The 14,263-nt window shown below is 38.4% G+C and carries 12 protein-coding genes; 10 read left to right on the top strand and 2 right to left on the bottom strand.

Annotated features, from left to right (window positions below; translation table 11 throughout):
• Positions 1–10: 10 nt before the first annotated feature.
• Positions 11–2,389, top strand: a complete 2,379-nt coding sequence (locus LI951_RS10955) for an ATP-dependent DNA helicase (RefSeq protein WP_202067343.1) — start codon at positions 11–13, stop codon at positions 2,387–2,389.
• Positions 2,386–3,354: an asparaginase gene (locus LI951_RS10950; RefSeq protein WP_229442179.1), complete on the top strand. Its 969-nt coding sequence runs from the start codon at positions 2,386–2,388 to the stop codon at positions 3,352–3,354. The genes LI951_RS10955 and LI951_RS10950 overlap by 4 nt, the downstream gene beginning before the upstream one ends.
• 1,389 nt (positions 3,355–4,743) lie before the next feature.
• On the opposite strand, the gene LI951_RS10945 is transcribed toward LI951_RS10950, so the two are convergent.
• Entirely contained in the window at positions 4,744–5,238 is a 495-nt protein-coding gene (locus LI951_RS10945) for a YajQ family cyclic di-GMP-binding protein (protein WP_202067340.1), read from the bottom strand.
• 323 nt (positions 5,239–5,561) lie between these two features.
• Here LI951_RS10945 and LI951_RS10940 point away from each other — a divergent pair, with 323 nt between their 5' ends.
• From LI951_RS10940 to LI951_RS10905, 8 genes are all read left to right on the top strand, one after another.
• The gene (locus tag LI951_RS10940; protein ID WP_420705935.1) at positions 5,562–6,452 is read left to right on the top strand and encodes a YitT family protein; all 891 of its coding nucleotides are present in this window, start codon (positions 5,562–5,564) and stop codon (positions 6,450–6,452) included.
• A 379-nt stretch (positions 6,453–6,831) separates the two neighbouring features.
• The gene (locus LI951_RS10935; RefSeq protein ID WP_202067338.1) at positions 6,832–7,698 is read left to right on the top strand and encodes a class II fructose-bisphosphate aldolase; all 867 of its coding nucleotides are present in this window, start codon (positions 6,832–6,834) and stop codon (positions 7,696–7,698) included.
• A 278-nt stretch (positions 7,699–7,976) separates the two neighbouring features.
• Positions 7,977–9,257: a UDP-N-acetylglucosamine 1-carboxyvinyltransferase gene (locus LI951_RS10930; RefSeq protein ID WP_202067337.1), complete on the top strand. Its 1,281-nt coding sequence runs from the start codon at positions 7,977–7,979 to the stop codon at positions 9,255–9,257.
• Complete coding sequence (gene rho, locus LI951_RS10925) at positions 9,254–10,549, top strand: transcription termination factor Rho (RefSeq protein ID WP_202067336.1); 1,296 nt, start codon at positions 9,254–9,256, stop codon at positions 10,547–10,549. Before LI951_RS10930 ends, rho begins: the two co-directional genes overlap by 4 nt.
• A gap of 100 nt (positions 10,550–10,649) precedes the next feature.
• Positions 10,650–10,913, top strand: coding sequence for a type B 50S ribosomal protein L31 (locus tag LI951_RS10920; protein ID WP_202067335.1), 264 nt, complete (start codon positions 10,650–10,652; stop codon positions 10,911–10,913).
• Positions 10,914–11,419: 506 nt separating this feature from the next.
• The gene (locus tag LI951_RS10915) at positions 11,420–11,611 is read left to right on the top strand and encodes a hypothetical protein (protein WP_229442177.1); all 192 of its coding nucleotides are present in this window, start codon (positions 11,420–11,422) and stop codon (positions 11,609–11,611) included.
• A gap of 515 nt (positions 11,612–12,126) precedes the next feature.
• Positions 12,127–12,777 carry a hypothetical protein gene (locus tag LI951_RS10910; RefSeq protein WP_229442176.1) on the top strand — a complete coding sequence of 217 codons (651 nt, stop codon included), beginning with the start codon at positions 12,127–12,129 and terminating at the stop codon, positions 12,775–12,777.
• A 199-nt stretch (positions 12,778–12,976) separates the two neighbouring features.
• A complete protein-coding gene (locus LI951_RS10905) occupies positions 12,977–13,183 on the top strand; it encodes a hypothetical protein (RefSeq protein WP_229442174.1) in 207 nt (68 codons plus the stop codon).
• Positions 13,184–13,384: 201 nt separating this feature from the next.
• On the opposite strand, the gene LI951_RS10900 is transcribed toward LI951_RS10905, so the two are convergent.
• Complete coding sequence (locus LI951_RS10900) at positions 13,385–14,191, bottom strand: Cof-type HAD-IIB family hydrolase (RefSeq protein WP_202067332.1); 807 nt, start codon at positions 14,189–14,191, stop codon at positions 13,385–13,387.
• Positions 14,192–14,263: the final 72 nt, after the last annotated feature.

Raw genomic sequence — 14,263 nt, 5'->3', positions numbered from 1 at the left:
GTGATGGAAAGTGTTTGATTCAGAAAAGATTCCGATTCGTAAACTGGTTGAATTTATTTTGCGTAAAGGAAGCATAGATGCACGAAAGACCAGCAGTCATACCGCTCAGGAAGGAGCGCGTATTCATAGAAAGATACAAAAAGAAGCAGGGAAGAACTATCAAAAAGAAATAAAAATTTCGAAAGAGATTCGATTAAATAATACATCATATTTTGTAGAAGGGCGTATGGATGGTCTCTTTAAAAACGAAGAAGAAGAAATAGTAATAGACGAGATAAAAACTTCCGAAGCGGCTTTTGAAGATTTGTATGAAGAACAGCTTGATATGTATTGGAATCAGGTAAAGTGCTATGGTGCAATATACAGTCAGCAGGAGGAACTAACTGAGGTTGTCCTGCAGCTGACCTATTATCAAACAACAACTGAGGAAATAACGAAAACTCAAAAAATTTATACACAAACAGAGCTTGGCAAGTTTTTGGATATGCTCTTGGCTGAATATGAAAAGTGGTTGATTTTTAATGAAAACTGGCGAGTAATTCGGAATGAATCACTAAAAAATCTTTCTTTCCCTTATGGTGAATATCGCAAAGGCCAGCGTGAATTGGCTGTTGGTGTTTATAAGACCATTCTTAGTGAAAAGCGTTTATTTGTGGAAGCTCCCACAGGTACGGGTAAAACGATTTCCACACTGTTTCCCTCATTGAAAGCAATGGGAGAAAAGAAAGCAGAGAAGATTTTTTACTTAACGGCAAAAACAATTACTCGTCAGGTGGCGGAAGATGCAGTTGAAGGAATGAAACAAAAAGAACTGAAGATCAAAAGTATCACGATTACAGCGAAAGATAAAATTTGTTTTCTGTCAGAAAGAAACTGCACTCCCGAGCACTGTCCTTTTGCAGCTGGCTATTATGACCGCTTGAATGAAGGCTTATGGGATATTCTTCACAGTGAGGATCAGTTCACACGACCTATTATTGAAAAATATGCACAAAAACACCAGCTTTGTCCTTATGAGTTATCACTGGATATCAGTCTTTGGTGTGATTTAGTAATTTGTGATTATAATTATGTATTTGATCCAGTCGTTTATCTTCGCCGTTTTTTTGATGAGGGTGTAAAAAAAGAGTACGTTTTTCTGATTGATGAAGCACATAATCTAGTGAATCGGTCCAGAGAAATGTATTCAGCAGAGTTATCCAAATTTCAGGTGTCTGTGCTGAAGAAACTGTTAGGGAAGAAGCAGAAGTCTTTAACTCGTACAATTAATCAAGTTATCGATGAGCTTAATCAATTGGATGAATATTGTAAAAGTGAAGAAAAAGAGTTTATTTCCCAGCCGGCTCCGATTGACAGCCTGAACAAACAGCTTTTTCGACTGACGGAAAAAATTGGCGAATGGCTGCCGCAAAATCAGGAGCTGCCGGAATTAAATCAGGTGTTGGAAATCTATTTTTCCATGTTGAACTATTTGAAAATCAGCGAATTTTATGACGATCATTATTGTACGTATATTCAAAAGAAAAACCATACAATTATAATTAAGCAGTTCTGTCTTGATCCATCCTATCTTCTGGATCAAAAATTGAGTATGGCGCATACCGGAATTTTATTTTCAGCCAGCTTTACACCGCTGAGTTATTATAAAGAAATTCTGGGGGGAACAGATGAGAGTCTGACCTACAGGATTCCTAATCCGTTTCCGGAAGAAAATCAACTGCTGCTGATTGCCAATTATATTCGGACAACCTATAGAGAAAGACAAAACAGCTTGAATACGTTAATTCAAAGTCTAACGGCCATGATTCAGCAGAAGAAAGGAAATTATCTCTTTTTCTTTCCTTCTTATGCATACCTGGATATGGTTTATGACGCTTTTAATGAAAAGAACCCCGATATTAAGCTGCTGATTCAACAGACTGAAATGGAGGAAAAAGAAAGAGAACGATTCCTGGAACAATTTACAGAAAAACCGAAAGAAACGTTAATTGGTTTCTGTGTTTTGGGAGGCGTCTTCTCTGAAGGGATCGACTTAAAGGGAGACCGGCTGATCGGGACAGCTATTATCAGTGTTGGTCTGCCTCAAATTAATGAAGAGCAGGAGCTGATTAAGCATTATTTTGATGAACAGGGATTGGGCTTTCAGTATGCTTATCAAATTCCGGGGATGAACAAAGTATTACAGGCAGCTGGTCGTGTGATTCGAGATGCGGCAGATAGCGGAGTTGTCTTGCTGCTGGATCAGCGGTTTGCAAGTCCGGATTATCAGCGGCTGATGCCGCCTCATTGGTATCGTGCGCAGGTTCAACCAACGCTGGCTCATTTGGAAAGACAGATCGAACAGTTTTGGCAGCCAAAAGAGAAGTTTGAAAAAGGAGTAAAAGAATGAAACGGATACTTGCTTTACATACAGGAGGAACTATTTCGATGTCAAAAGATATTGGAGGAGGGGTCGTTTTAAATGAGAAAAATCCTTTGCTGAATCAAAACGAACTGTTTTCCGAAGAAATAGAATTGATTGTAGAAGAAATGTTCAACCTTCCTTCTCCGCAAATAACATTAAGTGAAATGTTCTTATTAAAAGAACGTATTCTTGATGCAATTGAAGAAGGGATTGACGGAGTGGTTATTACACATGGAACAGATACGTTGGAGGAGACTGCCTATTTTTTGGAATTGACTGTGCCCAAAAAAATATCTGTCGTCTTAACAGGTGCCATGCGATCCAGTAATGAAATTGGCAGCGACGGGCTGTACAATTTCATGAGTGCAGTATGGACGGCTGCTTCAGATGACTCCTTAGGAAAAGGAGTACTGGTTGTAATGAATGATGAAATCCATATGGCAAAGTATGTGACAAAAACGCATACAACAAATGTGGCAACATTTCGTACACCGACATTTGGACCTATTGGTATGCTGACGAAGGGAAAGACTTTTTATATAAAAGAAGTTATGCCGGAAGAGGTCTGTGATATTCAGAATATTGATGGAGAAGTATTTTTAGTGAAAGCTTACGCAGGGATGAACGGAGAGATTTTTAAACTGCTTAATACAGAAAGCCTCGCTGGACTGGTTATTGAAGCCTTGGGAGCCGGCAACCTTCCGCCAGCTGTTCTGACAAATCTGCAAGTCATTCTGGATAGAGGAATACCGGTTGTTTTGGTTTCACGGTGTTCCAATGGCATTGCGGAAGATATCTATGCTTATGAAGGCGGCGGGGTCGAGCTGAAGAGACGCGGAGTGATTTTTGCCAGAGGGTTAAATGGACAAAAAGCTCGAATTCGACTGATAGTGGGCTTGAACAGTGATAAGGACAGTAAAGGACTGCGCGCCTATTTGGAAGGAGAATAACAGATATTTTTACAAAAAAGTGTTCGAAATTAAAAGCTTCGGACACTTTTTAGTATTCTGAGAGAAGTTGGAGATCAGAGAAATAAATAGATAAAACTCTTTTGTTGTTTAAGTTCTTTTTAAGTTCCTCTTGTTATTCTTACTTTACTAAAATGAAAGCAGGTGACCAGATAACAGAGATGATCGTTATTCCCAGTTACAGACCAAGAGAAAAGGTAGTTTCATTTGTTTGACAGCTTGGTGAGCAGATGAATAGAAAAATTCTTCTTATTGAGGGCGATGATTCTCCAGCTTTGTGTTTTAATGGAGACCATTAATCAAATGTCTGGAAAAGGCTCTAGTAAATGCTCTGTCAGTGATAGTATCTATTTTAGCCAGTAGGAAAGGATAGCCCAGAAAAAAAATACTTTTCTTCTATACAGGTATTGGCTTATTTTTCAAAAAATTTATCATTATTACGGATAGGGTGCTGTATTCTCAGCGTTAAAGTATGCTGGGGGTGGCTGCAAGTGCTACTTTTTTTAGCAGGCTGGTGGAAAGGGAGTACAGGCTCTTTTCGTCTGGTCCTTAATCTGATGAATTCAGCACTGACTGCTTTCACAACTAGCTTGATTCTAACGAGAATCGTTGAAATTGTAGGAACGGTTTCTCTCTATGTCTTTATTTTTTTAATTCTACTGCTTTTTTCCTCTCTGCTGGTGTTGATTCCTTTTGTAAAATGAGGTGATTGAATGTGGCTCTTTTTGGTTATTTTATTTACTGCAGTGCTGGGATTAATCTGGTCGATCATCCCTAAAGAATAGAGAGCATTTTAAAAGAGTTATAGCAGAAGATTTATTTGGGGTGATACTGGAACAAGAAGCTGCCTTGTAATGCAATAGATGTTTCAAATAGAATTCAGAACCTGTCTGAGGACTTTCGTGTGTCGCCCAAATTAAAACTAAGTTATACTTCTAATCCAAGAAACGTGGCGCATGTCCAGCAGTTGCGACTACTGGATATGCGCCAATATAAATCAACAGTGGTTGTCATTCGTCCAGCATTCTGCTGGATCAAAGGGGGGCAGACTCCGTTTAAAGCTTGAATGTTTGCACCTTCAAAGGATGTCGTCTGCATACCATTCTGCTAGCTGTTCCTGCAACAGTAGAAAAGCCTTGTATTTACAAGTCTCACTACATTACACTACACTTCATTTCGATCTCAACAATTTCTAAATGGCAGAGCCACTAGGAATTGAAGGACCTTGTTTGATTCTCGATGCAAACGCGTGTACTTGGAAAAGCGTTGGCAGCTGCCTCCAAAAAAAAGTGTTAGAAAAAATTTATTAAACTGACTGTAAAAAACAGCCTCATGAAAACGCTGTTTTTGTTTTCATGAGGCTGTTTGATATTATCGATAGTTTGTAAATTGCAGTTCCAGCGGCAGATCCAGTTTTCTCAGCAATGTAATAACTTGTTGAAGGTCATCACGGCTTTTCCCTGTCACCCGAATTTTATCTTCCTGATACTGAGACTTAACTTTCAATCCGGATTTTTTTATTTCATTGTTAATCTTTTTTCCATTTTCTTTATCGATCCCGCTGATCAGCTCGCCATATTGACGTGCTGTTCCGCCAAGAGATTTTTCACTATCAGAAAACTGAATGTTTTTGATAGGTACTTCCCGTTTCACTAATTTGCTGAACAATACATCTTTTACTTGTTCAACCTTATAGTCATCATCAGCAACAACGACCAGCCGCCCATTTTCAAGTTTAATATCAACGAGTGAATCTTTAAAATCAAAGCGATTTTTAATTTCTTTCAAAGCGATTTGCATTGCATTTTTAACTTCTTCCATATTCATTTCAGAAACTACATCAAAACTTGCATCCTTTGCTGCCATTTTGTAACCCCCTGTATACTGTTGTTTTACTAATAGTATCAATGATGGCAGGAACAGACAAGAGCTTATCCGAAAAATCAGAGAGAAATCCTTTTTTTTCTTCCCATAACCTGTTATTCTTTATCAGAGAAATTATTTTCCGGAAGGTTTGGCTGGAAACATAGAGACCTTTGAAATGACAGAGTTTAGCTTATTCAGTATGCGCAATTTTGTTCTTAAGAATAAAAAACAGCTAATCTGGTTAAGATGAATATAAAATAATTGAAAGTAAAGGAGTAGAGTAGATGGGAAACGTTCTTGCTTCACGAAAGAAATCAGAATTTATGAAAAGAGTTATAGTCATTTTCCTAACCGGGCTGACAGGAGCAATGGGCTTGAATTTGTTTTTGATTCCTGCAAAAGTTTTTTCAGCTGGAATGAACGGAATTGCTCAAATTTTAGCGACACTGCTATACAGTAATTTTTCAGTCACCATAGATACAGGTATTTTTATTTTACTTCTCAATCTGCCAATTTTTATTTTAGGCTTTTGGAAGCTTGGAAAGGAAGCGACAATTTTCAGCTTTGTGAATGTTGCCTGCATTTCATTGCTTACAATGGTTGTACCTGTATATACAGTAACAGACAATCCGCTAATGAATGCAATTGTGGGCGGAGTTCTGCTTGGAATCGGTGCAGGCTTTTCATTGAAAATGGGCTTTACCACTGGCGGGATGGATGTTGTTTCTCTGGTTTTGTCTAAAACAACAGGGAGAACAGTCGGCAACTATATTTTTGCTTTAAACAGTATCATTGTCGCTATAGCCGGATTTCTGTTTAACTGGGAGAGTGCGCTTTATACGATCATTTCCATTTACTGCATGACCCAAGTGATTGATACGCTGCATACCAGTCACCAAAAAGTAACAGCAATGATTGTCACGACAAACCCTGATTCTGTTATTCAGGGGATTGCAGAACAAATTGCCAGAGGGATGACCTTGCTGCCATCAATAGGAGGGTATTCAAAAGCTGAAGGAAAGATGATTATGATGGTCATCACACGCTATGAACTATATGAATTGGAACAGGTAGTGCAGATGTATGATGAAAATGCATTTGTGAATATAGTTCCGACCCAGACAGTACTGGGGCGTTTTGCCAATGAAGAGGAACAAAGAGCATTTAAATCAACCGGAAACTTTCCTGAATTGAAAAAGCATCGGATCAAATAAAATTGTTATTAGCGGCAGCTGAAAATTTATCAAAAGCATCAAAAAAGCGTAACCGAACAGTTCTTCATAGATCGTTTGAAAATAAAATTATTGTATGGAAAGGCCTATTTCTTCAACCTATCCTGCAGAGCACGACTTAAAGTTTTATACGATCAAAAACTGAACAAGCTGTAATAGTTTAGAGGGGATTGATTGGTGTGAAAAAACCGGAGAATTTACGTCGGAGCATTTTCCATACAGACTACTTTGTGAAAGTCTGTATAAAATTTTCTGAAAGAGGTAATTTTAGTAGAAAAGTACCAAAAATAGTGATAAAATGAATCTGTTGGTTAAGGATAGCCTTAACAAATATGGTTTTTAAACTTAGGAGGAATTTTTTATGCCATTAGTATCAGGAACAGAATTTCTTAAAGCAGCACGTAAAAGCGGCTACGGTGTTGGAGGATTCAACACAAATAACTTGGAATGGACAAAAGCGATTCTTGAAGCTGCTGAAGCTAAAAAAGCACCAGTATTAATTCAGACTTCTATGGGAGCTGCAAAATACATGGGCGGTTATCAAGTATGTTACGACCTAGTAAAAGATTTAGTTGATTCAATGGGTATTACTGTACCTGTAGCACTTCACTTAGACCACGGTGAATATGAAGATGCACTGGAATGTATCGAAGTCGGCTATACTTCAGTTATGTTTGACGGATCTCATCTTCCATTTGAGGAAAACATCGAAAAAGCAAAAGACGTTGTAGCGAAAGCTCATGCTAAAGGCGTTTCTGTAGAATGTGAAGTTGGTTCTATCGGCGGAGAAGAAGACGGGATCATTGGTTCCGGCGAATTAGCTGATATAGAAGAATGTAAACAAATGGTTGCAACCGGCATTGACTACTTGGCTTGCGGAATTGGCAATATTCACGGTGCTTATCCAGACAACTGGTCTGGTCTGGCTTTTGATCACCTGCAAGCTATTGCGGACGCTGTTGGCGACATTCCATTAGTATTGCATGGAGGATCTGGTATTCCTTTAGATCAAATTCAAAAAGCCATTTCAATGGGTGTTTCTAAAATTAATGTAAATACAGAAGCACAAGAAGTATTTGCTGCTGCGACGCGTAAATATATTGAAGAAGGCAAAGACCTTGAAGGTAAAGGCTTTGACCCTCGTAAATTATTGGCACCTGGTACAAAAGCAATTACTGAACTGGTTGAACAACGTATTGAATGGTTCGGTTCTGACAACAAAGCATAATTCCTGATTCTAAGGAGCAATAAAAAACTGTCCAAGTGAAATAAGCTGGGACAGTTTTTTTTAATTAACATTAAAAATTTTGGGAATGATGCTCAAAGAAAAACAGCAGCAGAATCAATATAGAGTTCAGATTTGTTGATGGAGATTTTTAAGCTCAATTGGCAGCTGTTTTGTTATTCTTGAAAAGATTTCTTTTTTATTGAAGTGTCTTGTGTTAGAATAGTTTGGGTATATTAAAAAATAGCTCAGTTTCTGACATAGTTAGGTGAGATAAATAGATGAAAAAAATAGTAATTAATGGTAATCGACCTTTAAAAGGTGAAGTCTGGGTAAGCGGCGCAAAGAATAGTGCAGTAGCTTTAATTCCAGCAGCAATTTTGGCTGATTCACCTGTTACTTTAGACGGCGTGCCGGATATTCAAGATGTTCATTCGCTGATTGAGATTCTTGAAATCATGGGTGCCAAAACGACATTTAAAGACAATACGCTGGTGATTGATCCAACTGAGATTGTTTCAGTCCCAATGCCTACAGGCAAAATAAACAGCTTGCGGGCTTCCTATTATTTTATGGGATCTCTATTGGGAAAATTTGGTGAAGGAGTCGTTGGTCTTCCGGGAGGCTGCTATTTAGGTCCTCGTCCAATCGATCTTCATGTGAAAGGCTTTGAAGCATTAGGTGCGGCAGTTACCAATGAACATGGTGCGATGTATTTGCGTACAGATGAGGAGCTTACCGGAACCAGAATTTTTATGGATATGGTTTCTATCGGAGCAACTATTAATGTTATGCTGGCTGCGGTCAAAGCAAAAGGTAAAACAATCATTGAAAATGCTGCACGAGAGCCTGAAATTATTGATGTAGCAACATTGTTGAATAACATGGGTGCTGAAATCCGCGGAGCCGGCACAGACATCATTCGAATTGAAGGGGTAGAGGAATTGCATGGCTGCCGCCATTCCATTATTCCGGATCGGATTGAAGCCGGGACGTACTTGTCTATTGCAGCAGCAATGGGGCAGGGAGTAAAAGTTCGAAATGTGATCTATGAACATTTGGAGAGTTTTATCGCCAAACTTCAGGAGATGGGCGTCAAAATGACTATCGAAGAAGATATGATAGAGGTACATCCTTCTGATGACTTAAAAATGATTAATGTAAAAACGTATCCTTATCCAGGATTTGCAACGGATTTACAACAGCCTCTGACACCGCTTCTGTTAAAAGCACATGGAACCGGTCAGGTAGTGGACACAATCTATTCTCAACGAACCAAGCATATTCCTGAACTTGCAAGAATGGGCGCTAATGCTTCTGTTGAAGGCAATATGATTCTTTTAAACGGCCCTGCAAAGCTTCATGGTGCGGAAGTTACTGCATCTGATTTGAGAGCAGGCGCATGCCTGGTTGCAGCAGGACTGATGGCTGAAGGAACTACAACGATTTATAATGTTGAATATATTTTACGCGGTTATGATCACATTATTGAAAAACTGACAGGTCTTGGTGCAGATATTCAGATGATAGAAACGGAAAAAGAATTTGAGGTGAGTCAATGAGTGACTATTTGACGATGGCGGAACTGGAAAACAGTACGCTGAAGGATATTTACGCTTATGCAAAAGAGTTTAAAATTCCTTACTACAGTCAGATGAATAAAAAAGAGCTTTCTTTGGCAGTAATTCGTGCTCAAGCTGAGAAGCAGGGTTTCTTCTTTATGGAAGGGATTCTAGATATTGTTTCTCAGGATGGCTATGGTTTTTTGCGTCCAATCAATTATGGACCAAGTGCAGAAGATATTTATATTTCTTCCTCCCAAATTCGGCGATTCGGTCTGAGGAATGGAGATAAGGTTGCAGGTAAAGCTCGCCCGCCTAAAGAATCAGAACGTTATTACGGGTTGATGCACGTGGAGAGTGTAAATGGCAAAGATCCGGAAGAAGCAAAGCAGCGTCCGCATTTTCCTGCACTGACACCTTTATATCCGGAAAAGCAAATTCAGCTTGAAACAACACCGGGAAGAGTTTCTACTCGAATGATTGATATTTTTTCTCCAGTCGGCTTTGGTCAGCGAGGGCTGATCGTTGCTCCTCCAAAAGCAGGTAAAACCAGTGTTCTGAAGGAGATTGCCAATGGAATTACAGAAAATCATCCAGAAGTGGAATTGATCCTTCTATTAATTGACGAACGTCCGGAAGAAGTGACTGATCTGGAACGCAGTGTCAAAGGAGATGTTGTTTCCTCTACATTTGACCAGCAGCCCCAAAATCATACACGAGTAACCGAACTGGTGTTGGATCGGGCAATGCGTCTGGTTGAGGATAAACGGGATGTAGTGATTTTGATGGATAGTATCACTCGTCTTGCCAGAGCTTATAATCTGGTTATTCCACCAAGCGGCCGCACATTAAGCGGGGGAATTGATCCTGCTGCTTTTTATAAACCAAAACGATTCTTTGGAGCTGCCAGAAATATTGAAGAGGGCGGCAGTCTGACAATTTTGGCAACAGCTCTGGTTGATACCGGAAGCCGAATGGATGATATGATTTATGAAGAATTTAAAGGAACTGGAAATATGGAACTTCATCTTTCAAGAGATCTTGCAGAGCGGCGTATTTTCCCTGCGATCGATATTAAGAAATCAGGAACCAGAAAAGAAGAGCTGCTGATGAACAGCAAACACCTTGAAGAGATTTGGAAGCTTAGAAATAACATGACTGGAGACTCGCTTGATTATACAGAGCAGTTTATCAAGTTTTTGAAAAGAACAAAGAGTAATACTGAGTTTTTTGAAGCATTTCATGATGTTTCGTTCAGTAAACCAGGTCCAAAAAGAAATTTGAAAAGATGATTGCAACCAAAATTGAAACGTGCTATTATTGTACTGTTGTATTTTGACAAAATAAACTCTGATTCAGCAAATGGCTCAGGGCGAAGGAGCGAAAAAGATTATGAAACAAGAGATTCATCCAGATTATCATCCAGTAGTTTTCATGGATTCAACAACAGGTTTTAAATTTTTGTCAGGTTCTACAAAAGCCTCTCAAGAAACAGTTGAATGGGAAGATGGCAACACGTATCCATTGATTCGTGTGGAAATCACATCTGATTCTCATCCATTCTATACTGGACGTCAAAAATTCACTCAAGCGGATGGACGTGTGGACCGTTTCAACAAGAAATACGGTCTCAAAGACGCAAACGCTGGAGAATAATAAAAACGTTATTATGCCAATATTTAGCAGAATTCTTTATAAGAAGAATTCTGCTTTTTTGGTTTGCCTAGCATGGCAAGCTTTAATGGGGGCAAGTCCACAGCATGTCCGAGTAGTGGGAAAAGCCTGGCTGAGGACAAGGGGGTCTATGGTGATACAGGATCAGAAGGAAGTCTAAAGCAAATCTCCGGTTTGACAAATAGAAATTACATAAAAGATGACTTAGGATAAGATGGCCAAAGAAAGTCAAAATCCAATAACTACTGAGCTGATCAGTCGGTGTAAATGTGACGAATAGATAGAGAGGAAGAGGTTGCACCTTAACCGGGCAGGTCTCATGTATTTGCCCCAAACTCTTTTAGTGATAAATAACTGAACGTGAGAAGTCAGCCCAATTTTTTTTTACCTGTGATTACTTGGTATATAGAAAGACTGTGACGAATAATCGCATAAGTAGAAGCCATAGTAATGAAGAGGGGCGGTGAAAGTTAATACAAGCGAAAGGGGTGAATGAATTTATTGTTAGAAAAATCTCAAGCAGGAGAGGAAAAACACTGACAGAAAGCGTGAAATTAGATACCGAATTTACAAAAAATAACATAATGTATGTAGGAAAGCTAATGGTTCAGATGTTAGAGCAGAAAAATCTGAAGGGAGCAATAAAGTGGAGCAAAGGAGCTGTTGGTGTGGATGAATAGGATTGATTGCAATAGTGAAAAATCACAAAATCAACAGACCCAAAGTTTAAGTTATTAGGAGTTGTTTTTTTATACCCCGTAAAGCAGGAGTCATCAAGCGAGACCTCACCAGCTTTCCATACAACAATTAAAGTATAAACTGAAACGCCTGACAAAGAGGAGTTGGGGAAGAAGTACAAGGAATCTATCATTTGAACGAAAAGATTATTTGAATTTACCCATTAGTCGCTAAAAATCCTATTATATCAGTAGTTACGGCAGCTGTTTTCTAAACAAATGAAATACACTTCGAAATACTGTTAGTTCAATGATTTTCTGTATTCGTTTCTAAAATTTGAGGTAAATTCAAAAAAAGATTATTATCGAAATCAGCCTTTACTTGGGTTATAATAATTAGAAAGAGTTTGCTTCTTAGTATTTTAGTGAGAACAATTCTTTTTTATTTATAAACTGTTGTAGTGTATAAGGTTAGGTTGGTTCCTTGGTCAGCTGCAGCAAATTAAAGGAGCAATTTTATGGAATATGTTGAACTCGATTTTAGTTATTACAAGCGAACAATGGAAGGAATGTATCGCAGCTATTATTTGAAGCGGATCATTTTGATGGCTGTTCCTTTGCCAATCTTAAGTATTTACACGTTTTTCTATCCAGATAGTTTGGTAGTTAATCTCTTACTCATTCTTCTGTTTGGTGCTGGATTATTTTTCTTTATCAAACAACGACTGGCTTTCAATCAGCTCTATGAGCAATTTTTGTCAGAAAATCAGGCGAACGTTCAAATTAAAAAAATTGAAGAAGATGAATTTACATATAACATCTTAATGAATGATAGCGAAAAAATTAGAATTAACAAACAGGGCTCCCGCAATCTTCCTTCAAATAACAGAGATTTGACGTTATTAGTTGGTTTTACAAAAACGTTATTCACCAAACAGCCGTTTCAAGTGTTATATTACAATATGCTTGAATTGACCTATAGCACGGACTATCGACTTAAAATGAATAAAGTATCCCGGGTTCCTCGTTTCCTGCGTCCATTTATGTGGAGAAATATTAAAGCAAGCTCTACGAATTTACTACGTCTTATTTTGGTAAACCTCTTTACAGTGTATATTTTATTTCGACTTGTTACGTACTTGATTGATATTTTAAGAAGATTCTTTTAAGTTTAATCAGATATATTTCAGGTCAGCAATACTATTTAAAGTATGCACTTTTTTTGTTTCAACATAGATTGAAAGCAGTTTAAGAATCATCGGACAAAAGATAAGGGAAAACACGTATGAAACAAAAAAGAAACCTGGAAGCGGTGCATCAACTATTGGAAGCTTGTATTCGTCAAATTGAATGTTCTGGAGATTTAGGATGGTTGACACTGTCAGTACAGGTTGGAATAACAAAAACAGCATACTTTCTGAAAAAGCCGAAGAACAGTTTAAAGAAGTGTTGAAAAAGGTTCAAAGAAATCTGGAGGTCCCTGAGATGGCTGTTCGGGATGTGACGGAATTGGTTATTTACCTTGTGGAACCTATTGATTTCGATGAACGAACGCAATGCTTAATGAGTTTTTAGATGGGGCAGAAAGCTGGTTGACGTTGTTATATGTAAAAGGGCTGTCTTCTCCTCAAATGAAGAATGAGATTGATGTGCGGATGTGTAAGGAAAGCAACAGAGATTAGAACGTGAAGAAAGAAAAAGAAGCTGAATAAGTAAGCAGCTCCAAGACAGTTTTGTCGGGAAGCGATTGCTTTACAGCTTCTTTTTAGAATCAAGTTAATTTAAATTCAAGTATTTTTCCAGATAATCAGCCAAACCGTCTTCATCATTTGTTTTATCGGTTATATCATTGGAAACTTCTTTGATTCTGTCAGCGGCATTATTCATGGCAACGCCCCACCCGGCATATTCGATCATTTCTTCATCATTATGCTCATCACCAAACGCAATAACATCTTTTTGCTGAATGCTCAGAAAATCTGCTACTTCAGCCACGCCTTTTGCTTTTTGGATTCCTTTCGCCACAATTTCAAGAATAGGCATGGCGCCGCCCCATGTACGAATATCCAGAATTTTTCCATATTCCTTTGTTAAGACTTCAGAAACCTGATCAACACGATCCTTTGCCGGACAGATCATTAATGAAGTAGGGTTAGTTGTCATATTTTGAACGGTCAGCAGATTTTTTTCATTTGGTTCAGCTGCAAAAAAAGCAGAGTCAAAATAATCAAAGCTGTCAATAAAGAAGGTTTCTTTATTCTCAGCGGCAACAAAATCAAGATTCAGTGCACTCTTCTGAGAGAGGATATCAAAAACAATATCACGATGGACACTGGAAGCCCGCTCTCTATCCCATACTTTATCTGGTATATGAACGAGTCCGCCGTTAAAGTTAACCATGGGAGTATCTAAATTGAGCTGCTGATAAAATTGATGGCTCAAGCGATAGGGGCGACCTGTAGCAATACTGACATAGTGACCTTGGGCAATCGCTTTTTTTAATATATGTTCTGTCTTGTTACTGATCAGAGATTGAGCGTTAAGTGTTGTTCCATCTAAATCGATGGCGATTAATTTCTTCAAAAAAGTTCCTCCTTGGACAATTTTCTTTTTCTTAGTCTAGCATATAGAGATAAAATGGCAAGGCTTTAAAGA

Origin of the sequence: Enterococcus sp. BWT-B8, assembly GCF_020567625.1 — a bacterium.
GTDB lineage: Bacteria > Bacillota > Bacilli > Lactobacillales > Enterococcaceae > Enterococcus_L.
Note: the sequence above shows the minus strand (reverse complement) of the source record. Positions and strands in the feature narration are given on the sequence as shown.